Source organism: Actinomycetospora rhizophila (genome assembly GCF_042657905.1).
GTDB lineage: Bacteria > Actinomycetota > Actinomycetes > Mycobacteriales > Pseudonocardiaceae > Actinomycetospora > Actinomycetospora rhizophila.
This window is the reverse complement of the sequence record NZ_JBHSKG010000014.1, coordinates 50,520-76,241: the sequence shown is the minus strand read 5'-3', so window position 1 is coordinate 76,241 and position 25,722 is coordinate 50,520. Positions and strand designations below refer to the sequence as shown.

The following is a 25,722-nucleotide window of genomic DNA, read 5'->3' as shown; positions in this document are numbered from 1 at the left end:
CCCTCGACCACCACCTGTGTGTGCGCCCGCGTCGGCCCCCGCTCGCGACCGTAGCCGCCCCGGCGTGTGACGACCAGCACTCGCAGCGTGACCCCGGTGTCGGACGTCGGCGGGGACAAGCCGCCGGTCACGGTTTCGTCCCCGGCGCACAAGCGCGGTCCGTGTGCGCTGTATCACGCTCGCTGGGACCCGTCCCCGACCTCCCGGGAGCCCCCATGGCCGTCCACCCCGAGGCGCAGGCACTCCTCGACGCGCTGGTCGAACAAGGCATGCCGCCGATCGAGTGCATGACCGTCCCGCAGGCCCGCCAGGCCGCCGGGGCCTTCGTCGACCTGCAGCCCCCGGCGGAGGACGTCGGCACCGTGTCCGACCGGGCGATCCCCGGCCCCGCCGGCGACATCCCCGCGCGCATCTACGTCCCGCACGGCGGCGGCAGCGGCGGCGTGCTCGTCTACTTCCACGGCGGCGGCTGGGTGATCGGCGACCTCGAGACCGTCGACCGGCCCTGCCGGTCGCTCGCCAACGCCGCCGACGTCGTCGTCGTGTCGATCGACTACCGGCTCGCCCCCGAGCACGTGCAGCCCGCAGCCTTCGACGACTGCTACGCCGCCACCGTGTGGGTCGCCGAGCACGCCGACGAGCTCGGGGTGGACGCGGCGCGCCTCGCGGTCGGCGGCGACTCGGCCGGCGGCCACCTCGCGGCCGCCGTGAGCCTCGCCGCCCGCGACCGCGGCGGCCCGGCGATCGCGTTCCAGCTGCTGTTCTACCCCGTCGTCGACTTCGACTGGACCAGCCCGTCGATCACCGACAACGGCGAGGGCTACCTGCTCGGCCGCGCCACGATGCAGTGGTTCTGGGCGCACTACCTCGGCGCCACCGACCCCGCCGACGACCCGTACACGTTCCCGCTGCGCGCCCCCGACCTCTCCGGGCTGCCGCCGGCGTTCGTCGCCACCGCCGAGTACGACCCGCTGCGCGACGAGGGCGAGACCTACGCCGGCAAGCTCGAGGCGGCCGGGAACACCGTCACCGCCAAGCGCTACGACGGCATGATCCACGGCTTCCTCTGGACCCTCGGCGCGACGCCGTCCGGTGGCGCGGCCCTGGACGACGCCGTCGCCGCGCTGCGCCCCGTCCTGAGCCCGACCGTCTCCGCCTAGGGGAAGGAGCCACCGTGACCATCACCGAGAGCAGCCCGACCACCCGGGCCGGCGGGAGCGGCGACGTCGACGGCACAGAGCACGTCGACGTCCTCGTCATCGGCGCCGGCGTCTCCGGCATCGACGCCGGCCACCACCTGCGCGAGCGGTTCCCCGACAAGACGTTCGCGATCCTCGAGAAGCTGCCCGGCCGGGGCGGGACGTGGTGGACCCACCGCTTCCCGGGCGCCCGCTCGGACTCCGACCTGTTCACCTACGGCTACGCCCACAAGCCGTGGCGGGGCCCGTCGATCGCCACCTCGGAGGAGATCACCAACTACCTCGACGAGGTCATCGAGGAGGACGACCTCAAGGCGGCGATCCGCTACCGCCACGAGGTGACGAACGCGAGCTGGTCGTCGCAGGACCAGCGGTGGACGGTCGACGTGCACCGCGCGGACACCGACGAGACGCTGCAGATGACCTGCGGCTTCCTGTGGATGTGCCAGGGCTACTACAACCACGCGGACCCGTACCGCCCCGAGTGGCCCGGCACCGACCGCTACCGGGGCGTCATCGTCCACCCGCAGCAGTGGCCCGAGGACCTCGACTGGACCGGCAAGCGCGTCGTCGTCATCGGCAGCGGCGCGACGGCGGCGACGGTCGTGCCGGCGATGGCCGAGACGGCCGCGCACGTGACGATGCTGCAGCGCACGCCGACGTTCATCGCGGCGGTGCCGAAGACGCACGAGCTCGCGGTCCAGCTGCGCGCCCTCGACATCCCCGAGGAGTGGACCCACGAGATCCTCCGCCGCGCCTACATCGAGCAGTTCAACGAGCTGACCCGGATGTGCCAGGAGACCCCGGAGGAGGCGCGGACCTGGCTCCTCGACGAGATGCGGCCCTACCTGCCCGAGGGCTACGACGTCGAGAAGGACTTCAACCCGGGCTACCGCCCGTGGCAGCAGCGGATCGCGGTGGTGCCCGACGGCGACATCTTCACCGCCATCAGCGAGGGCCGGGCCTCGGTGGTCACCGACACCATCGACACCTTCACCGAGACCGGCATCCGGACCTCGTCGGGCGAGGAGCTCGAGGCCGACATCGTCGTCTCGGCCACCGGGTTCAACCTCAGCGCCCTCGGTGACATCCCGTTCACCGTCGACGGCGAGCCCGTCGACGTCTCGCGGCAGGTCACCTGGCGCGGGATCATGATCTCGAACATCCCGAACATGGCCTACGTCTTCGGCTACTTCCGGCACAGCTGGACGCTGCGGGCCGACCTCGTCAGCGACCTCATCTGCCGGCTGATGACGACGATGGAGAGCCGCGGGGCCCGCTCGGTCACGCCCACCCTGCGGCCCGAGGACGCGGACATGGAGATCCGTCCGTGGTCGGAGCCGGACAACTTCAACTCCGGCTACGTCATGCGCAGCCAGGACAAGATGTTCAAGCAGGGCGACCGCACGCCGTGGACGCACATGCACGAGTACGCCGAGGAACGCCACACCCTGCCCGCCGCCGACCTCGACGACGGGAGCCTGCAGTACCGCTAGCCGGCCGGCCGCCTCCCTACCGGTGGGCCGAACGCCGGACCTTGCCCGCGTCGTCGCGCAGCGCCCCGGCCGAGCGTCGCCACGCCCGTGGCCGCTTGGCCGGGGAGAGCCGCGCGGCGACGTGGGCGTCCAGGTCGGCGTCGGTGATGGCGCCGTCCGTCTGGACGACGGCGTGGGGCACCGAGCCCAGGTCCTCGTCGGGGGCGGGCACGACGACCGCCGAGACGACCGCGGGGTGCTCCAGGATCGCCGCCTCGACCTCGGCCGGGTAGACGTTCTGGCCGCCGACGACGATCATGTCCGTGGCCCGGTCGGCGAGGTAGAGGTAGCCGTCGCCGTCGAAGGAGCCCATGTCGCCCAGCGACTCCCAGCCGCCCGGGCGGGCGCGCGCCTCCGCCCCGATGTAGCGGTAGGTCGTGCGGCCGGGCTCGGGGCGCAGCCACAGCTCGCCGACCTCGCCGACGGCGCACCGCCGCGCGCCGTCGAGGGTGCGCGCCTCGATCTCCCCGCCGGTGACGCGCCCGACCGAGCCGGGGTGCTCCAGCCACTCGCGGCCGGTGATCGACGTGCGGGCCTGCGCCTCGGTGCCCGCGTAGCCCTCGAGGACGCGGTCGGGCCCGAGCCAGTCGATCACCGCGCGCTTGACCGCGGGCGGGCACGGGGCGCCGATGTGGAACAGGGTGCGCAGGGCGGGGAGCTCCGGCAGCCGCGGCTGCTTGACCATCCGTCCCATCATCGTCGGCACCGCGTAGATCCAGGTCGCGGCGTGCTCCTGCGCGAGCGCCAGCGCGCGGGCCGCGTCGAAGCGGCCCATGAGCACGACGTGGTTGCCCAGCATCAGCCCGAGCAGCGAGAACAGGTACGGCGCGTTGTGGAACAGCGGCGCCGTGCACAGGAACGTGCCGTCGGGCTCGATGCGGTAGACCGCGGCCCGGCTCGCGACGATGTCGATCGTCCCGGGCTCGCCCGCGACGATGACCTTGGGTCGGCCGGTCGAGCCGCCCGAGGTCGGCGCCTTCCACGCGGGCGGGGCCGGCGCGGGCGGTGGCGGGGTGTCCGGGCCCTGCGGGCGGTGGCCCAGCTCGAGCACCGTGGTGCCCGCCGGCGCGACGGCGGGGTCGGTGCCCGGCGCGAGCCCGGCCACGACCGGCGGGCGCACGACGTCGAGGACGGCGGCGAGCTCGCCCTCGGACAGCTTGTGTGACAGCGGCTGCGGGACCGCGCCGAGCTTCCAGGCCGCGAGGGTCAGCGCGTAGTGCTCGGCGACGTTGGGCAGCGCGATCGAGACGAAGTCGCCGGGCCGGACGCCGCGCGCCGCGAGGTCGTGGGCCCACCGGTTGGCGTGCGCCTCGAGTCCGGCGCGGGTCCAGCTGGCCTCGTCATCGGTCACGGCCGGCCGGTCGGGGCGCTCGCGCGCCATGCGGGTGAACGCGTCGCCCAGGGTCTCGACCATGGGCGGGATCCTGCGCTCAGCGACGCCCGGAGCGCAGGGCGACGAGGCCACCGACGCCCGCGACGACCGCCACGAGCAGCAGCGGCGTGCCCCACGAGGACGCCGCCCCGGACTCGGGCGGGACGGGCCCGGCGGCCCCGGTCTCGGGGATGATCTCGACCTGCGGGCCGTCCTCGTCCACGGGCCCGTCGGTGAGGGCGCCGACGCCGTCGACCGACGGGAGCGCGAAGCCGTGGTCGAGCAGCGCGGCCGCCTGCTGGTACATCGGCGTGGGGCGCTGCTCGCCGCGCATCAGCACGACGACGAGCCGGCGGCCGTTGCGCTCGGCGGCCCCGATGAAGGTGTGCCGCGCGTCGTCGGTGAAGCCGGTCTTGCCGCCGAGGTAGCCCTGGTAGCCGGTGGTCAGCAGCTTGTTGTCGTTGACGACCTCGAACGGCGGGTTGGTGCCCCAGCCGGGGAACGGGATGCGGGTGGTGGCGACGGCCTGCGCGAACGGCGCCTCGCGCATGGCGACGCGGAAGATCGACGCGAGGTCGTAGGCCGACGTCTGCATCCCGGGGCCGTCGAGCCCCGACGGGGTGGCCGCGCGGGTGTCGAGAGCGCCGAGCTCGCGCGCGGTGGTGTTCATGAGGTCGACGGTGGCCGGGACGCTGCCCGTGAGGCGCACCGCGAGCGCGTGGGCGGCGTCGTTGCCCGAGGCCATCATCATCGCGTCGAACACCTGGCGGATCGTGTACTGGCCGCCGGGCCCCATGCCGACGCGCGTGCCCTCCTGGTCGGCGTCCTCCTGGGTCCCGGTGATCGTCTCGTCGAGGGGGAGCTGCCGGGCGACGAGCAGGCCGGTCATCGTCTTCATCAACGACGCCGGGCGCAGCCGCGCGTGCGCGTTGCGGGCGGCGAGGACCTGCCCGGAGTCGAGGTCGGCGAGCACGTAGGACACGACCCCGACCGCCGGCGCGGCCGGGGCCCCGGGGGCGACGACGTCGCCGCAGTCGCCCATCGCCGGGCCGCCGACGGGCGGGTCGGGCACCGGGAGCGGCGCGGGGGTGGGCGCGCCGGGCTGCGGCACCTCGGACTCGTCGACCGGCGGGCCGGGCGCGGTGCCGAACGGGCAGGACGCGCCGGCGGGCAGGGCGGGCTGGGCGGCCGCCGCGCCGGGCAGAGCACCCAGGGCGAGCGCCAGGAGCACCGTCACCGTCGCGAAGCGCCGTCGGGAACGCACCGGGGCGACCCTAGACGCCGGGGCCGGGCCCGCGAGGACCGACGGGCCGGGCACCTCGCCAGATCGATCTCCCGCGAGTGCCACCGGTGCTGTCGCCGTGTTCCGGTCCTCGCGGGAGATCACGGGTACCTGGGGCACGTCCGGTGCGCCCTTGGGGCGCACCGCGTGCCCCTGATCTCGGGGACCGGGGCGGAGGCGCACTTCCGCACCGAGCTCCCTCGTTCTGGCGAGGGGCGCCCCTCGCCCGTCTATCCGAGCGAAGGTGCCCTTCGCTCGGAACAGGGCGAGCGCTCAGTCCTCGGCGCTGAGGTTCTCGGTCGGGAGCTCCGTGCCGTTGTTCTGGGCCTCGCGGGTGGCGGGCTTGCGCGAGCCGCGGCGGGCGGTGGGGCGCGGCGCCGGCATCGAGCCGGACGAGCCGCCGCCCGGGCCGAGGATGATCTCGGCGAAGGTCGCCATCGCCTCGTCGAGGTGGCCGGCGTTGCGGCGCTCGGACTCCTCGTTGGCCTGGCGCACCAGGGCCACGACGGCCTCGTGGTCGGGGCGGCTGACGAGCGTGCCGTCGAGGCGGTCGAGCCCGTTCTCCACCGACGTCGACAGCGCGCCGACGCGCTCGTTGATCCCGGTCTCGACGCCGTCGAGGCGCCCGCCGACCTGGTCGAGCCGGCCCGACAGCGCCTCGAGGCGCGAGGTGAGCTCGCCGATCTGGGTGCTCGCCTCGGTGCGGCTGGTGGTGGCGTCGGTGCGGGCGGCCTCGCGGGTGCCGGTGATCTCCTCGGAGACGCCGCGGGCGAGGTCGTCGAGGCGGTCGCGCAGGCTGGCGTCCACGGCGTCGACGCGCTCGCGCACCGGCCCGGTGACGGCGGCGGGCAGCCCGTCGAGGCGCATCTCGTGGCGGTCGAGGCGGTTGTCGAGGTCGTCGAGGCGCTTGTGCAGGCCGGCGATCCGGTCCTCGAGCCCGTCCATGCGCCCCGCGACGCCCTCGAACCGGCCGGTGACGCCGTCGAGACGGCCGTCGAGCTGGGCGAACGGGGTGGCGAGGCGGTCGGCCACGCGGTCGACGAGGCCCTCGACCAGCCGGGCGAGCGAGGAGACCGAGGACTCCTGCGCGTCGAGCTTCGCGACCGTCTCGTCGAGGCGCTCGGCGAGCACGCTCATCTCGGTGCGGTCGGGCACGTCGGAGAGGCGCTTGCGCAGCGCGCCGAGCGTGTCGAGCGCCGCCAGCCGACCGTGGATCTCGTCCAGCGAGTCGAAGATCTGCTGCTGCTCGCTGTCCCGGACCTCGGCCGCCCGCACCAGCATGCTGCGCATGCGGTCGAAGGACATGGTCTGGCTGTTGTCGATCACGCGCGCCCACTCTCTGCGACGGTTCCGGCCCCGGGGACGGCCGGACTCGGCGGGGCCGAAGCGTAAACACCCCTCGGGGCGCCACCCCATCCGGGTGATGGACAGCCTGCCGAAGGTCCACCACACGAGCACCAGGGGTGCACTCGGGTTCAGTGCCGGCGCAGGCGCCCCAGGAAACGGTCCTCGAGACCTCGCCACGCGGCGGCCTCGCGGTCGAACGGCGGGGACGGCGTGAGGCGCGTCGGGTCCGGGCGCACGACGAACGACACGAGCCAGCCGAGGCTCTCCGACGGCGCCAGCGCCTCGCGGGTGCGGGTGTCGTCGGCCCAGTCGGCGGCGTCGATCACGAGCTCGACGGCGAGCTCGAGCTGCTCGGCGTCGACGACGTCGGGGCCCTCGGCGATGTCGTCGGCGACGCCGGCGAGCACGTAGCGGTTCTCCGGGGCGACCTCGATCTCCAGGTCGCCGCCGGTCGCGGCGCCGACGACCTCCTCCCAGGTGGCGACGTCGGCGAGGTCGTGGCCCTCGGCCCCCTCGTTCGCGATCCACGTGCGCAGGGCCCGCGCCGAGCCGAAGGTCTCGATGGTCCCGCGCCGCCCGAGGAAGACCGGCGCGTCGTCGAGGTAGCAGCGCAGGGTGATGACCTCGCCCTCGGAGGTCGTGATCGCGATGGGGTCGATGCCGACCTCCTCCCAGAAGCTCTCCTCGGGCTCCTCGGCGGCGTCGACGAGGTCGCTGCGCAGCGACTCGCCCGCGGTGTCCTCGCGGAGCTCGGAGGGGGCGTCGTCGGGCACGTCCTTCGGGTCGGTCGCGACGGCCTCGGGGTCCTCCGGGTCGTTCTCGGCGTTCTCGGCCGGGGCGGCCTCCTCACCCTCGGCGTCGCCGGCCTCGTCGCCGGTGTCCCGGGGTGTCGCCGTGGCGCGCAGTCGCGTGGCCAGGTCCTCGTCGACCTCGGGCGTGGTGACCATGGCGTCGAGCGCGTCGACGACCTCGTCCCAGCGCTCGTCGACGACCTCGGCCAGCTCGCCCCACAGGGCCTGGCCGTCGCGGCCGGCGAACGCGGTCGGGCCGGCGGTGAGCGCGGCGAAGGCGGGCGTCGCGTCGAGGACCTCGTGGACGACCTCGAGGTCGCAGACGTCGGCGAGCGAGCGGCACATCGCGGCGACCTCGGCGAGGTCGTCGAGCGTCCACGTGTCGGGATCGCCCGCGACCAGCTCGGGGACGCCGACGACGTCGTAGCGCTGCACGTCCTCGGGGGTCAGCTCGTCGACCGAGAGCTTGACGACGACGGGCCACGCGGGGTGGTCGGCGAGGTCGTGCTCCTGGCCGGACTCCTCGGCGGTCGCGACCCACGCCGCGAGGTCGGCGGCGTCCGCGAAGGCGAACAACGCGTCGTCGTCACCGAGGAAGGCCTCCCACTCCTCGCCGTCCTGACGCCACCGCGGAGCCCACAGCGTGACGAGGTCGCCGGCGGTGAGCGCCAGCGTGATCGGGATGATGTCCTGCGCCATGCCGGGCGGCCTCCGCGAACCGGGGGACTGGGGGGTGCGCGGCGCACCCTATGACGACGGTCGTGACCTGCCTGTACCGCCGTGCCACCCTGCCCCCCGTGGACCTGCTGCGCACGCCGGACGACCGCTTCTCCGATCTCCCGGGCTCCGTGCTCGAACCCCGGTACGTCTCGGTCGACGACCCCGACGGCGGGGACCCGATCCGCGTCGCCACCTACGCGGACGGACCCGGGGACGCGCCGACGGTGCTGATGCTGCACGGCGAGCCGACCTGGTCGTTCCTCTACCGCCACGTGATCGACACCGTGGTCGGCGCCGGGCTGCGGGCCGTGGCGATCGACATGGTCGGCTTCGGGCGGTCGGACAAGCCGACCCGGATCGCCGACCACAGCTACGCCCGCCACGTCGCCTGGATCACCGGCGCCGTCGACGCGCTCGGGCTGCGCGACGCGGTGCTGCTCGGGCAGGACTGGGGCGGGCTGATCGGGCTGCGGCTCGTGGCCGCCGAGCCGCAGCGGTGGGCGGGCGTCGTCGCCGCCAACACCGGGCTCCCGACCGGGGACGTCGACATGCCGGCGGTGTGGTGGCAGTTCCGGAAGGCGGTGGAGAAGGCCGAGGTCCTGGACGTCGGGCGCCTCGTCGCCTCCGGGTGCGCGCGGGGCCTCGGCCGCGCGGAGAGAGCCGCCTACGACGCCCCGTTCCCCGACGAGAGCTTCAAGGCCGGCCCGCGGGCGATGCCCCTGCTCGTGCCGACCCGCCCCGACGACCCGGAGAACGGCCCCAACCGCGCCGCGTGGGAGGCGCTCGGGCACTTCGGGCGCCCGTTCCTCACGGCGTTCGGCGACTCCGACCCGATCACCGGGGCGATGGCCCCGGTGCTGCGCGGGCACGTGCCGGGCGCCGCCGGGCTCGATCACCCGGTGATCGCGGACGCGGGCCACTTCCTGCAGGAGGACGCGGGCGACGCGCTGGGCCGCGTGGTCGCGGGGTTCGTCGCTAGCCTGCCGAGCCATGGTTGATCCGCGCGTCGTCCGCCACCCGCTCGTCGACGTACGGATGACCACCCTGCGCGACGCGACCACCGACCGCGCGACCTTCCGGGCCGCGGTGCGCGAGCTGACCGCCATGGTCGTCTACGAGGCGATGCGGGAGGCGCGGACGGCACCGCTCGAGGTCCGGACGCCGGTGGCGACGACGACGGGCGCGGTGCTCGCGAACCCGCCGGTGCTCGTGCCGGTGCTGCGCGCCGGGCTGGGCATGGCCGAGGCGGCGCACGCCCAGGTGCCGGGGGCGATCATGGGGTTCGTCGGCGTCGCCCGCGACGAGTCGACCCTGCAGCCGACGCCGTACATGGAGTCGCTGCCCGGCAGCCTCGCCGGCATCCCGGTGTTCGTGCTGGACCCGATGCTCGCCACCGGCGGATCGATGGCCTACACGATCGACCTGCTCCGGGCGCGCGGCGCCGACGACGTCGCGGCCGTGTGCCTGCTGGCGGCCCCCGAGGGCGTCGACCACCTGGCCGCGACCCACCCCGACGTGCCGGTCTACACCGCCGCGCTCGACGAGCGGCTCAACGAGCACGGCTACATCGTCCCGGGGCTCGGCGACGCGGGAGATCGCCAGTTCGGCGCCATGCCCTAGGCGCGCCCTCGACAATGGGCAGAACGGCCCATGGCCCCGGGCCGCGGCACGGGGTGGGGTCGGTCCATGACGACCGGCGCGCTGTGGCACGAGAAGTACATGTGGTGGGACACGCGGCACGCGAGCGTGTTCATCCCCTCGGGCGGCTGGCTGGAGCCCGACGAGCACGCGGAGAACCCGCGGACCAAGCGGCGGCTGAAGAACCTGCTCGACGCGACGGGCCTGTCGCAGCAGCTGCAGTGGCTGGCGCCGCGGGAGGCGACGGTCGAGGAGCTCTGCCGGGTCCACGACCGCGAGTACGTCGACCGGATGAAGGCGCTCTCGGACGACAACGGCGGTGACGCGGGCGAGCTCACCCCGTTCGCGGCCGGCGGCTTCGAGATCGCGGCGCTGGCGGCGGGCGGGGTCATCGCGGCGGCCGAGGCCGTGCGCGACCGGGTGGTCGACAACGCCTACGCCATCACCCGCCCGCCGGGCCACCACGCCGAGCGGGACCGCGGCCGCGGCTTCTGCATGTTCGGCAACGTCGCGATCGCGGCCCGGCACCTGCAGGCGGCGGGCCCCAGCGAGATCCGGCGGATCGCGGTGGTCGACTGGGACGTCCACCACGGCAACGGGACGCAGCAGGCGTTCTGGGACGACCCCTCGGTGCTGACGATCTCCCTGCACCAGGACGGCTACTACCCCCACGAGTCGGGCTACGCCGACGAGCGCGGCGAGGGCGCGGGGCATGGCGCCAACATCAACGTCCCGCTGCCGCCGGGCACCGGGACCGGCGGGTACGAGTACGCGTTCGACGAGGTCGTCGTGCCCGCGCTCGAGCGGTTCCGCCCGGAGTTCGTGTTCGTGGCGTCGGGGTTCGACTCCAGCGCCCTCGACCCGCTCGGCCGGCAGATGCTGCACAGCGAGGGCTTCCGCCGCCTGACCCGGCGGATGCTCGACGTGGCCGGGTCCACCGCGGGCGGGCGGCTCCTGGGCGTCCACGAGGGCGGGTACTCCGCGGGCTACGTGCCGTTCTGCGGGCTCGCCGTCCTCGAGGAGCTCAGCGGCATCCGCACCGAGGCCGACGACCCGTTCCTGGACTTCCTCTCCGCGATGGCCGGGCAGGACCTCGCCCCGCATCAGCAGGACGTCGTGGACGGCCTGGTGCCCCTGGTGTCGGAGGTCCCCGCCCCCTGATCGGCCGGCAGCCGCCGCAGCCCCTCGGCGACCGCCAGCGCAGCCACGGCGGCCCGCGACGACGCGCCGAGCCGGGCCGTCACGTTCTCGAGATGGTGGGCCACGGTGCGCTCGGCGATCCCGAGCCGCCGGGCCGTCGCGCGGTTGGTGCGGCCCGCGACGACGTGGGTCAGCACGTCGAGCTCGCGGGCGGTGACGTCCGCGGGCAGGTCCTCCTCGCTCACCAGGACCAGCACGCCCGCGGCGACCGGGACGAGGCGCACGAGGTGCCAGCGCCCGCCGAGCAGCGCGCGGTGGGCGCCCGGCCCCGCCGTGGCCGCGGCGGCGAGGACGGGCGCGGGCGGCGGGGTGCGGCCGGGCAGCGGCGCGACGACGCCGTCGGCGCCCAGGAGCGCGGCCCGTGCCCGGTCGGACATCGGGCCGGCGATCCCGTCGGCGACCGCGTCGAGGCGCCGCGACGGGTCCAGCAGCGTCGCCAGCGTCCCGGCGGCGAGGTTGAGGGCGCCCATCAGCTCGCTGCTCGGCGAGCGCCCGCCCGCGGTCGAGAGGTGCACGTTGCCGACGTAGCGGCCGTCGGGCGTGGTCAGCCGGAGGGTGGCGCCGCCGGTGTAGCCGCCCGGGCGGAAGACGCGGGTGACCGACGGCCCGGTCTCGTAGCCGTCGACGTCGCTCCAGCTGCGGGCCGGGTGGTCGGGCTGCTCGCGCAGCAGCCGGTACCCGTCGTCGTCGGCCAGGAAGGCCGGCGACCGCAGGAAGCTCGAGACCCCGGCGCGGTAGCCGCGGACGCACACCGTGCGGACCCGCCCGCCGAGCGGCTCGACGACGTCCCACGCCGAGGCGCAGACGGCCGGGTCGGAGTGCAGGACGTCGAGGACGGCCTCGCCCACCCGGCGCTCCGCCGTGCCGGCGGCCCCCGCGGCCCGCAGCAGCCCGAGCGCGGTGCGCGTCACCTGCTCGGTGGTGTCGCTCACACCCGGGAGGCTAGGCCGGGCGCGCCCGCGCGTCACGGCCGTCGAGGCGCCCGGAGTCCGGTGGCGGCGATGAGGAGAATGGAGGCATGAGCATCCCCGTGCTGACCGCCGTGGCGTGGCCGTACGCCAACGGGCCGCGGCACATCGGCCACGTGTCCGGCTTCGGTGTGCCCTCCGACGTCTTCTCGCGCTACCAGCGGATGGTCGGCAACCGGGTGCTCATGGTCTCGGGGACCGACGAGCACGGCACGCCGATCCAGGTGCAGGCCGACGCCGAGGGGACGACGCCCCGCGAGCTCGTCGACCGGTACTCGCGGGTGATCCAGGACGACCTCGTCGGGCTCGGCCTGTCGTACGACCTGTTCACGCGCACGAGCACCGACAACCACCACCGCGTCACCCAGGACCTCTTCACGGCGCTGTGGAACAACGGCTACGTGAGCACCGAGAAGACCCTCGGCGCGATCAGTCCGTCGACCGGGCGCACGCTGCCCGACCGCTACATCGAGGGCACCTGCCCGATCTGCGGCTACCCGAGCGCGCGCGGCGACCAGTGCGACAACTGCGGCAACCAGCTCGACCCCGCCGACCTCATCAACCCGCGCAGCCGCATCAACGGCGAGACGCCGCAGTTCGTCGAGACCGAGCACCTGCTGTTCGACCTGCCGGCGTTCTCCAAGTCGCTGGCGTCGTGGCTGGACACCCGCACGCACTGGCGGCCGAACGTCCTGAACTTCAGCCGCCGCCTCGCCGAGGACCTCAAGCCCCGCGCGATCAGCCGCGACCTCGACTGGGGCGTGCGCATCCCGCTCGACGGCTGGCACGACGCCCCGATGAAGCGCTTCTACGTCTGGTTCGACGCGGTCATCGGCTACCTGTCGGCGTCGGTCGAGTGGGCGCAGCGCACCGGGGCGCCCGACGCGTGGAAGGAGTGGTGGTGCGACCCCGAGGCGCAGGCCTACTACTTCATGGGCAAGGACAACATCACCTTCCACTCGGTGATGTGGCCCGCGATCCTGCTCGGGCACAACGGCGAGGGTGACCGCGGCGGCGAGGTCGGCTCGTTCGGCCGGCTCAACCTGCCCACCGAGGTCGTCAGCTCCGAGTTCCTGACGATGAGCGGCTCGAAGTTCTCCACCAGCCGCGGGACGGTCATCTACGTCGGCGACTTCCTGCGCGAGTTCGGGCCGGACGCGCTGCGGTACTTCATCTCGGTCGCGGGCCCGGAGAACCAGGACACCGACTTCACCTGGGACGAGTTCGTGCGCCGCACCAACTTCGAGCTGGCCAACGAGTGGGGCAACCTCGTCAACCGCTCGGTGTCGATGGCCGCGAAGAACGTCGGCGCGGTGCCGGAGCCGACCGCGCCGGACCCGGCCGACGAGGCCCTGCTCGCGCAGTCGCGGGCGGCGTTCGAGACGGTCGGGGCGCACCTGGCCCGCTCGCGGTTCAAGCAGGCGATCGGCGAGGCGATGCGGGTGGTCGGCGAGGCCAACGCCTACCTCTCGCACCAGGAGCCGTGGAAGCGCAAGGACGACCCGGCGCGCCGCGACACGATCCTGCACACCGCGCTGCAGGTCGTGCAGGACGCCAACACGCTGCTGACGCCGTTCCTGCCGCACGCCGCACAGAAGGTCCACGAGGCCCTCGGCGGCAGCGGGGTGTGGGCGGAGCAGCCGCACCGCGAGGACGCGGGCACCTCCGGCGAGCTCGGCACGAGCCACTCGGTGCTCACCGGCGACTACGCGCACGAGCAGGCGCGCTGGGAGTCGACACCGATCCCGGTGGGCCGGCCGCTGGCCCGCCCGACGCCGCTGTTCGCCAAGCTCGACCCGTCGCTGGGCGAGACCGGGCCGTCGTGGGCGCCGATCCAGACCGGTGAGTGACAGGGGAGACGAAGCGGAGCGGGAGCTCGACCGATGAGCAAGGGCCGCGTCCCGCCCCCCGTGCCCGAGCCCCTGGGCCCGGGCGTCGTGGACGCCCACACCCACCTCGACGCCTGTGGGGCCCGGGAGCCCGCGGTCCTCGCGCAGGTCCTGGACCGCGCCACCGCGGCCGGGGTCGAGGCGATGGTCACGACGGCCGACGACCTCGACTCCGCGCGCTGGGCGGCGTGGGCGGCCGGTACCGACCCGCGGGTGTTCGCCGCGGTGGGCCTGCACCCGACGCGCTCGAACGACCTCACCGACGACGCCCGGAAGGCCATCGAGGAGCTGACGGCGCTGCCGCGCGTCGTGGCGGTCGGCGAGTCCGGGATGGACGACTACTGGACCACCCGCCGCGAGGACTGCGCCCCGCTCGACGTCCAGCGCGAGGCCTTCGCGTGGCACATCGACCTCGCGAAGCGCACCGGGCTGCCGCTCGTGGTGCACGACCGCGACGCGCACGACGCCATCGTCGACGTCCTCACCGCCGAGGGCGCCCCGCCCGTGACCGTCTTCCACTGCTTCTCCGGCGGGCCCGAGCTCGCCCGCCGCTGCGCCGACGAGGGCTGGTTCACCTCGCTCTCGGGCACCGCGACCTTCCGCAACGCGAACGCCGCGGAGCTGCGACGAGCGGCGGCCGGGATGCCCGACGAGCTCGTGCTGGTCGAGACCGACGCCCCGTTCCTGACTCCGCATCCGTACCGCGGTCGGCCGAACGAGCCCTACGTCGTCCCCCACACGGTGCGAGACCTCGCGGAGCTGCGTGACGTGCCGGCCGAGCGGTTGGCCCAGATCAGCGCCGACAACGGCAGGCGGGCCTTCCGGTTGGCCGAACAGCCTCAACCTTCACGCTCCGTCGCACGAGAGAGCGGTCAGTAGCCACGCTCGTCGTCGTCGGGGTGCCGTTCGGCGCAACACGGTCGTGTCGGCTTGATGGTGGCGACACCCAACTCGTTACCGTGCTGTGACTCGCCGGGATGGAACCACCCCCGAGGCCCGCGTGACGAGGACTTCCCCAGGTCCGGATCACAGGGAGACCGCCACGAGGTCGTGACGGCTCCCAGGGCGCGGTTCCTGCCCGGATGTACGGACGAAGTGGACTCCCCTGTGCCTGTGCGCTCCCTGCTCGCTCTGAGGGCCCTCTCGCTCGTCGTGCTCCCCGCCCTCCCCACCGAGGCCGGACGATGAGCGCGGACACCGCCACCAGCCGCGGCCGCGCCGGATACGCCGAGAACGGCGAGACCGACACCGCGGGCCTGCCCGTCGTCGGTCACGGCTACCGCCACGACGAGTACGCGTCGGACTACGGCTACGACGCCGCCCACGAGTTCGGCTACGACACGGGCTACGACACCGCCTACGGCGCCCGCGGCTTCGACGCGCAGGCGCCGGCGTGGTTCGACGACATCACCGGCCCGCTGCCGGTGCAGGACGCCCACGGCGGGAGCGGCGCGATCGCCCTCACCGACCTCGACGAGTGGAACGACCTCGAGTCGTTCACCGGCGAGCAGGAGCCGGCTGTCGGCGACCGTGGGCGGGAGGACCCGCACGGCGACCTCACCGCCGCCGCCCCGGCCGGGCTCACCTCGTTCGACGACCCCGACCGCCTGGCGCCCGACACCAAGCGGCGCTCGAACGCGGTCAAGGGCGGCGTCGCCGTCGCCCTGCTCGCGGTCGCCGCGGGCGGCAGCACGGCGGTCGCGCTGGACAAGGAGGTCACGGTCACGGTCGACGGCGTCGACCAGGTCGTGCACACCTTCTCCGGCGACGTCGCCGGCGCCCTCGACAGCGGGGACATCGAGATCGGCCCGGGCGACCAGCTCGCCCCCGGCCCGAACGCCGAGGTCCACGACGGCGACCACCTCGTCATCAACCGCTCGCGCGACGTCGCGCTGATGGTCGACGGCCGCCCGCAGACGTTCCAGACGACGGCCCGCACCGTCTCGGACGCGCTGGCGCAGCTCGGTCTCCCGACCGACGGCCTCGCCAGCTCGGCGCCGCTGAACGCCGCCATCCCGGTCAACGGGATGAACCTCGACGTGCGGACCCCGAAGACGGTCACGCTGGTCGACGGCGGCGCCGCGCCGCGCCAGGTCACGACCACCGCGCTCACCGGCCCGGAGCTGCTCGCGCAGAACGGCCTCGCGCTCAGCCCGACCGACACGCTCGCCGGTGGCGACGGCCTGGCCAACGGGTCGACGATCACCGTCACCCGCAACACGGTCAACCAGGTCACCGAGACCCGCCCGGTCGCGCCGCCCATGCGCACCGTCGACGACCCCGACCTCGAGCAGGGCGAGACCCGCGTCGAGGAGCCCGGCCAGGCCGGCGAGGAGATCGTCACCTGGACGGTCAACGCCACCAACGGCGCCGAGACCGGCCGCACGCAGGTCGGCGAGTCGCAGGTGACGCGCCAGCCGGTCGGCGGCGTGATCCACCGGGGCACCAAGCCGAAGTCGACGGCGCCGGCGGTGTCGAACGGCGGCAAGTGGGACCGCATCGCCCGCTGCGAGTCGACCGGCAACTGGTCGATCAACTCGGGCAACGGCTACTACGGCGGCCTGCAGTTCGACCGCTCGACCTGGCGGGCCTACGACGGCGACCAGTACGCCGCCCTGCCGCACCAGGCGACGCGCGAGGAGCAGATCGCCGTGGCCGAGCGCGTGCGCGCCGACCGCGGTGGCTACGGCGCCTGGCCGGTCTGCGGCAAGAAGTAGGTCGGGGGGCAGACGTGGCCCCTGCGATGATGGGCGTGTGACGAGCCCGGTCCGCCTCCTGGGCCCCGCCGACGTCCGGGGCCTCGCCGCGGAGCTCGACCTGCGGCCGACGAAGCGGCTGGGCCAGAACTTCGTCCACGACGCCAACACCGTGCGCCGCATCGTCCGCCTCGCGGGGGTGGGGCCGGACGACGTGGTGCTCGAGGTCGGCCCGGGGCTCGGCTCGCTGACGCTGCCGCTGCTCGAGGCGGCCGCCGGCGTCGTCGCGGTGGAGATCGACCCGGTGCTCGCCGGGCGGCTGCCCGCCACGGCGGCGGAGCGGGCGCCCGGGCGCGACCTGCGGATCGTCACCGGCGACGCCCTGCGCCTCGCCCCCCACGATCTGACACCCGGCGACCTGCCGCGCGCCCCGGACGTCCTCGTGGCGAACCTGCCCTACAACGTCGCCGTGCCCGTCGTGCTGCACCTGCTCGCCGTGCTCCCGGGCCTGGCCCGCGGGCTGGTGATGGTGCAGTCCGAGGTCGCCGAACGCCTGGCCGCGCGCCCGGGCGAGAAGGCCTACGGGGCGCCGTCGGTCAAGCTCGCCTGGTACGCCGACGCGCGCCGCGCGGGGCCGGTGCCGCGGGCGGTGTTCTGGCCCGTGCCCGGTGTCGACTCCGGGCTCGTGGCGTTCACCCGCCACGACCCGTCGTCCTCCGGCGCAGCCGCCACCGACGTCGACCGGACCGAGGTCTTCGCCGTCGTCGACGCCGCCTTCGCCCAGCGCCGCAAGTCGCTGCGGGCCGCGCTCGCGGGCTGGGCCGGGTCGGCGCCCGCGGCGGAGACGGTGCTGCGGGCGGCCGGCGTCGATCCCGGCGCGCGCGGGGAGGCGCTCGACGTCGCCGCGTTCACCGCCATCGCGCGGGCCCGGCGTGCTGTGACGCCGGACGCCCTGACGCCCTGAGCGCGAACGGAGGCGGTCCGTACCCTGGACAGGTGCTCTCCGCCGTCGGACCGCCGGTCACCGTCCGCGTCCCGGCCAAGATCAACCTGCACCTGTCCGTCGGGGACCTGCGCGACGACGGCTACCACGACCTCGTCACCGTCTTCCAGGCGCTGAGCATCGCCGACGAGGTGTCGGTGACCCGGGCGGTCGCCGGCGCGATCGAGCCCGGCGTGGCGGTCGCGGGCGCCGACGGCGTCGACGTCTCCGAGGTCCCCGCCGACACCACCAACCTCGCCTGGCGCGCCGTCGAGGCCCTGGCCCGGCGCGTCGACCGGGAGCCCGACGTCCGCATCGGGCTGCACAAGGCGATCCCCGTCGCGGGCGGGATGGCGGGCGGCAGCGCCGACGCGGCCGGCGCGCTGCTGGCCGCCGCGAGCCTCTGGCGGGTCGACATCGGCCGCGAGGGGCTCCTGGAGATCGCCGCCGAGGTCGGCTCGGACGTCGCGTTCGCGCTGCACGGCGGCACGGCGCTGGGCACCGGGCGCGGCGAGCGGCTCGTCCCGGTGCTCTCGCGGCACACGTTCCACTGGGTCGTGGCGGTCGCCGACCACGGCCTGTCCACGCCCACCGTGTTCGGCGAGCTCGACCGCCTGCGTGCCCGCCCCGAGGCGCCGCGGCGGGTCGGCGACGTCGAGCCCGTGCTCGAGGCGCTGGCCTCCGGCGAGGCCCGCTCGCTGGCGCTCCTGCTCGGCAACGACCTGCAGGCGGCGGCCGTGAGCCTCGACCCCGGGCTGCGGCGGACCCTGCGCGGCGGCGTCGACGCGGGCGCGCTGGCCGGAGTCGTGTCCGGGTCGGGGCCGACCTGCGTGTTCCTCTGCGACGGCCAGGACGCCGCGGTCCGCGTGGCTGCCGAGCTGGCAGGCGCCGGGGTGTGCCGCACCGTGCGCGTCGCCCACGGCCCCGTCCCCGGCGCGCGCGTCGTCGACGGTGACGGCGGGCCCGCCGGGCCGCCCTCCCCGCCCCGTCCCGACCCCGGTCCCGGCGCCTACGCCTGACCCGCCCGCTGTTTCGCAGCGAACGTGGCGTTCGCTGCTTCTATGCGCGCGAACTCCCCGTTCGCGCTCCCTGGAGACTGGAACCGTGCCCAACCTCGTCAACCTGGAGTCGGTGTCGATCGGCTTCGGCGGTCCCAAGCCGGTCCTCGACGGTGTCTCGCTGGGCGTCGACACCGGCGACCGCATCGGAGTCGTCGGCCGCAACGGCGGCGGCAAGTCGACGCTGGTCCAGGTGCTCGCCGGCGCGCTGACCCCCGACTCGGGGCGGCGCAGCCCTGTCGGCGGCCTGCAGATGGCGCTGGTCAGCCAGCAGACGCAGCTGTCGGGGGAGACGGTGCGGGACGCCGTCCTCGGCGGGCCCGTGCCCGACCACGAGTGGGCCGCCGACCCGCGCAGCCGCGCCGTCGTCGAAGGTCTGCGCCCCGGCGGCGACCGCGGGCTGGACGCGTCGGTCGAGGGCCTGTCCGGGGGTGAGCGCCAGCGGATCGCGCTCGCCGCCGCCCTGGTGCGCGAGCTCGACCTCCTCGTGCTCGACGAGCCCACCAACCACCTCGACGTCGAGGGCGTCGGCTGGCTCGCCGAGCACCTGCTCGCCCGCCGCACCGCGCTCGTCGTCGTCACCCATGACCGCTGGTTCCTCGACACCGTCGCCTCACGCACCTGGGAGGTCGTCGACGGGCACGTCGAGCAGTACGAGGGCGGGTACGGCGACTGGATCTTCGCGCGGGCCGAGCGGGCACGCCTCGCCGACGCCGCCGAGCAGCGCCGCCGCAACCTCGCTCGCAAGGAGCTGGCGTGGCTGCGCCGCGGTCCGCAGGCGCGCACGTCGAAGCCCCGCTACCGGGTCGAGGCCGCCGAGGCGCTGATCGCCGACGTGCCCGAGCCCCGCGACTCCGTCGAGCTCGTCACCATGGCCAAGCACCGCCTCGGCCGCACGGTGATCGAGCTCGAGGACGCCACCCTGACCGTCGGGGACCGCACGCTGGTGGACCGCCAGACCTGGCGCATCGGGCCCGGCGACCGCATCGGCATCGTCGGCGTCAACGGGTCGGGCAAGACGACGCTGCTGCGCGCGGTGGGCGGGGAGCGCGCCCTCGACGGCGGGCGCCGCGTGCAGGGCACCACGGTCCGGCTCGCGCACCTGTCCCAGGACCTCTCGGGCCTGCCGATGCACCGCCGCGTGCTGCAGGCCGTCGAGGACGTCGCCGAGCGGGTGACGATCGGGCGCCACGAGCAGACCGCCTCGCAGCTCGCGGAGCGCTTCGGGTTCCCGGCGTCGCGGCAGTGGACGCCGGTCTCGGAGCTCTCCGGCGGCGAGCGGCGGCGCCTGCAGCTCGTGCGCCTGCTCATGACCGAGCCCAACGTGCTGCTGCTCGACGAGCCCACCAACGACCTCGACGTCGACACCCTCCAGCAGCTCGAGGACCTCCTCGACGGCTGGCCGGGCACGCTCGTCGTCGTCAGCCACGACCGCTACCTCACCGAGCGCGTCTGCGACCGCGCCGTCGCGCTGCTCGGCGACGGGCGGATCACCGACCTCCCCGGCGGGATCGAGGAGTACCTGCGGCGCCGGGCCGGCCAGCCCGCCGCGCCGTCGATCTCGGCGTCCTCGTCGGGGGGCGGGGCGCCGCGTGGCGAGGCCGAGCGCCGTGCCGCGCGCAAGGAGGTCGCGCGGATCGAGCGCCGCCTGGAGAAGATCGTGACCGAGGAGAAGAAGCTGCACGAGAAGCTCGCCGCGGCGGCCACCGAGCCGGGCCGGCTCCAGGAGCTCGACGCCGAGCTGCGCGCGCTGCTCAGCGAGCGCGAGCAGCTGGAGGAGGCGTGGCTGGAGAACGCGGTCGACTGAGCCGCGTCCCCAGCGCGAGGAACGCCAGCCCGACCGGCGCGCCGAACGGCGCCGCGCCCGCCGCGAGCCCCAGCACGCCGGCGACGACGAACGCGGCGCCGAACGGCCACGGGTGCGCCCGGGCGCGCAGCAGCGCCACGCCCCACAGCACCCAGCCCAGCCCGAAGAGCAGGTAGCTCGCGAGGGCGCCGACGACCAGCGGCCCGGTGCGCTCCACCGCGAAGATCTCGGGCGCGACGCCCGCGAGCCACGGGGCGGCGAAGCCGTCGAACCACATGTTGCCGCCGAAGAACACGACACCGGCGAGCGCGGCCACGAACCCGGCCGTGGACAGGGCCGGCGCCTCGCGCAGGTACACCGCGACCAGCGCGACGGCGAGCACGACGAGGGCCACCGCGTAGCCCGCGTTCGCGGCGATCGTCAGCGGGTCGGAGGCGAAGGCGGCGACGTCGTGGCCGGCGGCCAGCCGGCCGAGGTCGGTGAGCACCAGCAGCGCCCCGGCGACGATCGCGATCGGGCCGGCGTGACGGGCCAGCGGCAGGTCGGTCATCAGTACTCCCAGGACGCGTAGCGGGGGTCGCGCTTCATGTCCTCGAAGAGCAGGACGGCGCGGTCGAGGTACCAGGCCTTGGCGCACTGGCAGCACAGCAGCCCGGTGAGGGCGAGCAGCAGGTCGAGGCGGACCAGCCCGACGACGAGCGCGGCGAGCGCCACGAGCTGGAGGGTCGAGGCCACCATCGGCACCCGCGACGTCCCGAACTGGGGCGGGATCTCGGTCTTCTCGGTGCCGATCCGCTCGCCGAGCACCGCCTTCGACGCCCAGTGCCGCGTCGAGCGCGGGGGCGGGAACAGCAGCGGGTTGACCACCATGAACACGAGCACGACGCCGGCCGCGAGCAGCGCCCACCACCCGAGCCACACGCGGCTCCAGACGGCGAGGGCGAGCAGCGGCAGCACCGCGAACCGGGTCCACACGCTCCACGGGTTGGCGTGGCGCATCCAGCGCTCGCCCGTCAGGCCGAACAGGCGCGCGACGCGGCCGTCGGCGATGGTCCGGGTCATCGCAGGACACCCACCCCGGGCAGGCTCGTCGTCGCCGCGGCCGGGGCGCGCCCGAGCCACCGGCGCCGGTCGGCCACGACGAGGACGACGGCGAGGAGCAGCCAGACGGTGAAGTAGAGGACGGTGTCGTCCTGGATCGCGCCCTCGACGGCGTGGGCGACGATGCAGAGCAGGACGCTGCCCCCGGTGCGGTCGAACAGCCACGAGTACCAGAAGGTCACGCCCACCGTGCCGATGATCATGCCGGCGAGCGTCGACCGGTGGTCGCCGCCCTCCAGGAACACCAGCGGCAGGTGCCAGACGGTGACCACCACCGCGAGGACCGCGGTCGCCGCGAGCGGCGAGAGCCGCGCCTGCATCCCGGGCAGCGCGAACCCGCGCCAGCCGGGCTCCTCGCCGAGGGGCCCGTCGGTGGGGTCCACCAGGCGGATCAGGAGCACGAGCAGGACGTCGCCCCACGCCACCGACCGGATCGGCGACGGGTCGCCGAGCCCCGCCGCGACCAGGTGGACCGCGAGCGGCACCCCGATCGCGAGCACCCACCACCACCAGCGCACCCGCCAGCGCACGAGGCGGCGCCCGAGCTCCGCCAGGCCGGCGCGGCCCTGGGCGATCGGCACCACGACCAGCGCCGCCACCAGCGGCGCGAACGCCCCGAACGACCCGAACGGCAGGAAGCCCCAGCCGATCACGTAGGTCAGCACGAAGAACGCGACGAGGGGGTGCTTGCGGATGGCCGTCATGCCCCGTCAGCGTCCGCGCGGCCCCGGGAGGCGGGTAGCGGGACAGCCCTCGCCACGACCAGGGTCAACCCCGTAGTGCCGCGCGTGCCCCGGTGCGAGTGTCCGGAGCGTGACCGCCCGCGTGCTGATCGTCGATGACCACGCGTCGTTCCGCTCGCTCGCGCGCCGCCTGCTCGTCGCCGAGGGCTTCGACGTCGTCGGCGAGGCCGGGGACGCCGCCGACGCGTTCGACGCCGTCCGCTGCCTCGCGCCCGACGTGGTGCTGCTGGACATCCGGCTCCCGGACCTCGACGGTTTCGGTGTGGCCGAGGTCCTGGCGGGTGGCGACGCGGCTCCCGCCGTCGTGCTCGTGTCGAGCCGCGCCCGCGACGACTACGGGCGGCGCGTCGACACGAGCCCCGCGCGCGGCTTCATCGCGAAGGACGACCTGTCGGGGGAGGCGCTGCGCCGGGTGCTGGGAGACGTGGGGTGAGGCGCCGGGGCGCCCTGGTCGCCGCCGCCGCGGTGCTCGCGGGCGTCGCGGCGGCGGTCGCCCTGGTCCGCGGCGGGTACACGGTCCCCGCCGAGCTCGTCGCCCCGACGCTCGTGCTCACCCTGGCCGTCGCCTGGTCGTTCGTGGGCGTCGGGCTCGTGGCCCACCGCCGCCGGCCCGACAGCCGCACCGGCGTGCTCATGGTGCTGTTCGGCTTCGCGTGGCTCGCCCGGTTCGTGGTCGCCGTCGACACGACCCCGGCGTTCGTCGTCGGTGTGCTGCTGGGTTCGGTGGCGCTGTCGGTGTTCGTGCAGCTGCTCGTCACGTTCCCGACCGGGCGGACCGCGAGCGTCGCGCAGCGCGTCCTCGTCGGGGCCGGGTGGCTGCTCTCGGTCCCGCTCGACGCGGTCTTCCTGGCGCTCGGGGCGCAGCGGGGCCGGGGGGACGGCCCGCCGCCCAACGGGTTGGTGATCACGCCGGCGGGCGGCGAGTTCCGGCCCGAGGCGGTCGACCTCGCCGTGCAGGGCGTGGTCGTCGTGCTGTTCGTGTCGGTGCTGGTGTCGGTGTGGGCGCGGTGGCGGGCGGCCGGGCCGGCGGCGCGGCGGGCGCTGACGCCGGGGCTGGTCGGGGGGACGGTGGTGGTCGGCACCCTGCTCGTCGAGCGCACGGCGATCCTGCTGCTCCTGCCCCCGTCGGCGGGGGTCTGGCTGGCCTGGTCCGCGCAGGTCGTGCTGGTCGTGTGGCCGGCGGCCCTGCTGCTGGGGCTGCTGCGCAGCCGCCTCGACCGTTCCGGGGTGGGGCGGCTCGTCGTCGAGCTCGGCGGCGGGCCGGCGGTGCCCGAACGGCTGCGGTCGGTGGTCGCGCGCACGCTGCACGACCCGTCGGTCGAGCTCGTCCACCGACGGCCCGGCACCGACGGGTTCGTCGACGCCGAGGGCGTGCCCGTCGAGGTCGGGGGCCGCGCGGTGACGTTCCTCGAGCGCGACGGCGAGCCGATCGCCGCGCTGCTGCACGACCCCGCGCTGAGCGCCGAGCCGGACCTCGTCGAGGCGGTCGCGGCCGGCGCGGGGCTGGCGATGGAGAACGAGCGCCTGCACGCCGAGGTCCGCCACCAGCTGCGCGAGGTCCGCGCCTCGCGCGCCCGCCTGGTCGAGGCCGCCGACGCCGCCCGCCGCCGCGTGGAGCGCGACCTGCACGACGGCGCGCAGCAGCGGCTCGTCGCGGTGGGGCTGGCGCTGCGCCTGGCCCGGGCGGGCGCCCCGCCCGCGGAGCTCGACGCCCTGCTGGCCGAGGCCGCCGACGAGCTGGGCGCCGCGCTCGCCGAGCTCCGCGAGCTCGCGCGCGGCATCTACCCGCCGCTGCTCACCGACGGCGGCCTCGGGCCGGCCCTGCTCTCGCTGGCCGAGCGGGCGCCGCTGCCGGTCGTCCTCGCCGCGGTCCCCGCCGACCGCCCGCCCGAGACCGTGGAGCGGACCTGCTACTTCGTGGTCTCCGAGGCGCTGACGAACGCGGCCAAGCACGCGGGGGCGTCGAAGGTCGAGGTGGGCGTCGTCGCCGACGGTGCCGGGCTGCGCGTCGAGGTGGTCGACGACGGCGTCGGCGGCGCGGACGCGGACGGCTCCGGGCTGCGCGGGCTCGCCGACCGCGTCGCCGCCCTGGGCGGGCGCCTGGAGGTCTCGAGCCCCGCCGGGCGCGGGACGCGGGTGACGGCGAGCGTGCCGTGCGGGTGATCGTGGCCGACGACGCCGTGCTCTTCCGCGTCGGCGTGGCCCGCCTCCTCGCCGACGCCGGGATCGAGGTGACCGCCGAGGTCGGCGACGCCGGGGCGCTGCTCGCCGCGGTCCGGGCGGACCCGCCGGACGCCGTCGTCGTCGACATCCGCATGCCGCCGACCCACACCACCGAGGGCCTCGACGCCGCCCGCACGCTGGCCGGCGAGCACGCCGGCGTCGGGGTGCTCGTGCTGTCGGCGCACGTCGAGCCGCACTACGCGCTGGCCCTGCTCGAGTCCGACACCGGCGGCGCGGGCTACCTGCTCAAGGAGCGCGTCGCCGACGTCGAGGAGCTCACCGACGCCCTGCGCCGCGTGGCCGCGGGCGGTGTCGTCGTCGACCCGTCGGTGGTGGCCGAGCTCGTCGGGCGCCGCCGTGTCGTCGATCCCCTCGAGGCCCTGTCCGAGCGCGAGCGCGACGTCCTGGCGGTGATGGCGGAGGGCCGCTCGAACCACGGGATCGCCGAGCGGTTGCACCTCGCGGAGAAGACCGTCGAGGCGTACGCGCGCTCGGCGTTCACCAAGCTCGGCCTGCACGCCGCGCCCGACGACAACCGTCGGGTCCTCGCGGTGCTGGCCTACCTGCGGAGCTAGTGGATGCGGTTCTGGGCCGGCTCGAGGCCCTCGGAGGCCAGCGCCTCGACGGCGTCGGCGGCCAGCTCGACCGAGACGTCGAGCTCCTTGCGCTCGGCCGCCGACCAGCGCTTGAGCACGTAGTCGGCGGGGTCCTGGCGACCGGGCGGGCGGCCGATGCCGAAACGCACGCGCAGGTAGTCCTTGGTGCCGAGCGACTTGGAGATCGAGCGCAGCCCGTTGTGGCCGCCCTCGCCACCGCCGCGCTTGAGGCGCACGACGCCGAACTCGAGGTCGAGGTCGTCGTGGACGACGATCACGTCGAGCGGGTCGACCGAGAAGAAGCGGGCGGCGCCGGCGACCGGCCCGCCCGAGAGGTTCATGTAGCCGCGGGGCTTGGCCAGCACCGCGCGCCGGCCGGCGAGCCGGCCCTCGGCCACGTCGGCGCCCGAACGCTTGTGCGGCGAGAACCGGGCGCCGAGGCGCCCCGCGAGGACGTCGGCGACGACGAACCCGACGTTGTGCCGGGTGCCCTCGTAGTCGGGGCCCGGGTTGCCCAGCCCGACGACCAGCAGGGGGCCGTCGGGCCGGGCAGCGGGGGAGCTCACGGAGTCCGG

At 75.2% G+C, this 25,722-nt stretch carries 23 protein-coding genes; 14 read left to right on the top strand and 9 right to left on the bottom strand.

Annotated features, from left to right (window positions below; translation table 11 throughout):
* Positions 1–215 precede the first annotated feature (215 nt).
* Both ACFPK1_RS23140 and ACFPK1_RS23135 read left to right on the top strand, forming a co-directional pair.
* Positions 216–1,160: an alpha/beta hydrolase gene (locus tag ACFPK1_RS23140; RefSeq protein ID WP_378023310.1), complete on the top strand. Its 945-nt coding sequence runs from the start codon at positions 216–218 to the stop codon at positions 1,158–1,160.
* Positions 1,161–1,174: 14 nt separating this feature from the next.
* Positions 1,175–2,695 carry a flavin-containing monooxygenase gene (locus ACFPK1_RS23135; RefSeq protein WP_378023309.1) on the top strand — a complete coding sequence of 507 codons (1,521 nt, stop codon included), beginning with the start codon at positions 1,175–1,177 and terminating at the stop codon, positions 2,693–2,695.
* A gap of 16 nt (positions 2,696–2,711) precedes the next feature.
* On the opposite strand, the gene ACFPK1_RS23130 is transcribed toward ACFPK1_RS23135, so the two are convergent.
* The 4 genes from ACFPK1_RS23130 to ACFPK1_RS23115 all read right to left on the bottom strand — a co-directional run bounded on the left by ACFPK1_RS23130 (position 2,712) and on the right by ACFPK1_RS23115 (position 8,225).
* Positions 2,712–4,148, bottom strand: a complete 1,437-nt coding sequence (locus tag ACFPK1_RS23130; RefSeq protein WP_378023308.1) for an AMP-binding protein — start codon at positions 4,146–4,148, stop codon at positions 2,712–2,714.
* A 16-nt stretch (positions 4,149–4,164) separates the two neighbouring features.
* Positions 4,165–5,370, bottom strand: coding sequence for a D-alanyl-D-alanine carboxypeptidase family protein (locus ACFPK1_RS23125; protein WP_378023307.1), 1,206 nt, complete (start codon positions 5,368–5,370; stop codon positions 4,165–4,167).
* Positions 5,371–5,661: 291 nt separating this feature from the next.
* Positions 5,662–6,714 carry a PA containing protein gene (locus tag ACFPK1_RS23120; protein ID WP_378023306.1) on the bottom strand — a complete coding sequence of 351 codons (1,053 nt, stop codon included), beginning with the start codon at positions 6,712–6,714 and terminating at the stop codon, positions 5,662–5,664.
* 149 nt (positions 6,715–6,863) lie between these two features.
* Positions 6,864–8,225: a primosomal protein gene (locus ACFPK1_RS23115; RefSeq protein ID WP_378023305.1), complete on the bottom strand. Its 1,362-nt coding sequence runs from the start codon at positions 8,223–8,225 to the stop codon at positions 6,864–6,866.
* Between the two features lie 98 nt (positions 8,226–8,323).
* Here ACFPK1_RS23115 and ACFPK1_RS23110 point away from each other — a divergent pair, with 98 nt between their 5' ends.
* The 3 genes from ACFPK1_RS23110 to ACFPK1_RS23100 all read left to right on the top strand — a co-directional run bounded on the left by ACFPK1_RS23110 (position 8,324) and on the right by ACFPK1_RS23100 (position 11,045).
* On the top strand, positions 8,324–9,244 hold the full coding sequence (locus ACFPK1_RS23110) for a haloalkane dehalogenase (RefSeq protein WP_378023304.1): 921 nt from the start codon (positions 8,324–8,326) through the stop codon (positions 9,242–9,244).
* Complete coding sequence (gene upp, locus ACFPK1_RS23105) at positions 9,237–9,866, top strand: uracil phosphoribosyltransferase (RefSeq protein ID WP_378023303.1); 630 nt, start codon at positions 9,237–9,239, stop codon at positions 9,864–9,866. Before ACFPK1_RS23110 ends, upp begins: the two co-directional genes overlap by 8 nt.
* A 66-nt stretch (positions 9,867–9,932) precedes the next feature.
* Positions 9,933–11,045, top strand: coding sequence for a class II histone deacetylase (locus ACFPK1_RS23100; RefSeq protein ID WP_378023302.1), 1,113 nt, complete (start codon positions 9,933–9,935; stop codon positions 11,043–11,045).
* Here ACFPK1_RS23100 and ACFPK1_RS23095 read toward each other — a convergent pair.
* Positions 10,988–12,016 carry a helix-turn-helix transcriptional regulator gene (locus tag ACFPK1_RS23095; protein ID WP_378023301.1) on the bottom strand — a complete coding sequence of 343 codons (1,029 nt, stop codon included), beginning with the start codon at positions 12,014–12,016 and terminating at the stop codon, positions 10,988–10,990. The two genes, ACFPK1_RS23100 and ACFPK1_RS23095, sit on opposite strands and share 58 nt — an antisense overlap.
* Before the next feature lie 86 nt (positions 12,017–12,102).
* Here ACFPK1_RS23095 and metG point away from each other — a divergent pair, with 86 nt between their 5' ends.
* The 6 genes from metG to ACFPK1_RS23065 all read left to right on the top strand — a co-directional run bounded on the left by metG (position 12,103) and on the right by ACFPK1_RS23065 (position 20,484).
* The gene (gene metG / locus ACFPK1_RS23090; RefSeq protein WP_378023300.1) at positions 12,103–13,902 is read left to right on the top strand and encodes a methionine--tRNA ligase; all 1,800 of its coding nucleotides are present in this window, start codon (positions 12,103–12,105) and stop codon (positions 13,900–13,902) included.
* A 33-nt stretch (positions 13,903–13,935) separates the two neighbouring features.
* The gene (locus tag ACFPK1_RS23085) at positions 13,936–14,820 is read left to right on the top strand and encodes a TatD family hydrolase (RefSeq protein ID WP_378023299.1); all 885 of its coding nucleotides are present in this window, start codon (positions 13,936–13,938) and stop codon (positions 14,818–14,820) included.
* Between the two features lie 305 nt (positions 14,821–15,125).
* Positions 15,126–16,658, top strand: a complete 1,533-nt coding sequence (locus ACFPK1_RS23080; protein WP_378023298.1) for a transglycosylase family protein — start codon at positions 15,126–15,128, stop codon at positions 16,656–16,658.
* Between the two features lie 37 nt (positions 16,659–16,695).
* Entirely contained in the window at positions 16,696–17,601 is a 906-nt protein-coding gene (gene rsmA / locus ACFPK1_RS23075) for a 16S rRNA (adenine(1518)-N(6)/adenine(1519)-N(6))-dimethyltransferase RsmA (protein ID WP_378023297.1), read from the top strand.
* Positions 17,602–17,633: 32 nt separating this feature from the next.
* The gene (locus ACFPK1_RS23070; RefSeq protein ID WP_378023296.1) at positions 17,634–18,638 is read left to right on the top strand and encodes a 4-(cytidine 5'-diphospho)-2-C-methyl-D-erythritol kinase; all 1,005 of its coding nucleotides are present in this window, start codon (positions 17,634–17,636) and stop codon (positions 18,636–18,638) included.
* Between the two features lie 85 nt (positions 18,639–18,723).
* A complete protein-coding gene (locus ACFPK1_RS23065) occupies positions 18,724–20,484 on the top strand; it encodes an ABC-F family ATP-binding cassette domain-containing protein (RefSeq protein ID WP_378023295.1) in 1,761 nt (586 codons plus the stop codon).
* On the opposite strand, the gene ACFPK1_RS23060 is transcribed toward ACFPK1_RS23065, so the two are convergent.
* The 3 genes from ACFPK1_RS23060 to ACFPK1_RS23050 are packed head-to-tail and all read right to left on the bottom strand — an operon-like array spanning position 20,432 to position 22,289.
* Complete coding sequence (locus tag ACFPK1_RS23060; RefSeq protein WP_378023294.1) at positions 20,432–21,034, bottom strand: hypothetical protein; 603 nt, start codon at positions 21,032–21,034, stop codon at positions 20,432–20,434. The genes ACFPK1_RS23065 and ACFPK1_RS23060 overlap by 53 nt on opposite strands.
* Positions 21,034–21,546: a DUF6653 family protein gene (locus tag ACFPK1_RS23055; RefSeq protein ID WP_378023293.1), complete on the bottom strand. Its 513-nt coding sequence runs from the start codon at positions 21,544–21,546 to the stop codon at positions 21,034–21,036. The genes ACFPK1_RS23060 and ACFPK1_RS23055 overlap by 1 nt, the downstream gene beginning before the upstream one ends.
* Positions 21,543–22,289 carry a CPBP family intramembrane glutamic endopeptidase gene (locus tag ACFPK1_RS23050; protein WP_378023292.1) on the bottom strand — a complete coding sequence of 249 codons (747 nt, stop codon included), beginning with the start codon at positions 22,287–22,289 and terminating at the stop codon, positions 21,543–21,545. Before ACFPK1_RS23050 ends, ACFPK1_RS23055 begins: the two co-directional genes overlap by 4 nt.
* Before the next feature lie 109 nt (positions 22,290–22,398).
* Between ACFPK1_RS23050 and ACFPK1_RS23045 the strand changes: the two genes are divergently transcribed.
* Genes ACFPK1_RS23045 through ACFPK1_RS23035 form a run of 3 tightly spaced genes read left to right on the top strand, consistent with a single transcriptional unit; the run spans position 22,399 to position 25,126 of the window.
* The gene (locus tag ACFPK1_RS23045; protein WP_378023291.1) at positions 22,399–22,761 is read left to right on the top strand and encodes a response regulator; all 363 of its coding nucleotides are present in this window, start codon (positions 22,399–22,401) and stop codon (positions 22,759–22,761) included.
* Positions 22,758–24,491, top strand: coding sequence for a sensor histidine kinase (locus ACFPK1_RS23040; RefSeq protein WP_378023290.1), 1,734 nt, complete (start codon positions 22,758–22,760; stop codon positions 24,489–24,491). Before ACFPK1_RS23045 ends, ACFPK1_RS23040 begins: the two co-directional genes overlap by 4 nt.
* On the top strand, positions 24,482–25,126 hold the full coding sequence (locus tag ACFPK1_RS23035; RefSeq protein WP_378023289.1) for a response regulator transcription factor: 645 nt from the start codon (positions 24,482–24,484) through the stop codon (positions 25,124–25,126). Before ACFPK1_RS23040 ends, ACFPK1_RS23035 begins: the two co-directional genes overlap by 10 nt.
* Here the strand turns inward: ACFPK1_RS23035 and pth are convergent.
* On the bottom strand, positions 25,123–25,713 hold the full coding sequence (pth, locus tag ACFPK1_RS23030; RefSeq protein ID WP_378023288.1) for an aminoacyl-tRNA hydrolase: 591 nt from the start codon (positions 25,711–25,713) through the stop codon (positions 25,123–25,125). The genes ACFPK1_RS23035 and pth overlap by 4 nt on opposite strands.
* Positions 25,714–25,722 lie beyond the last annotated feature (9 nt).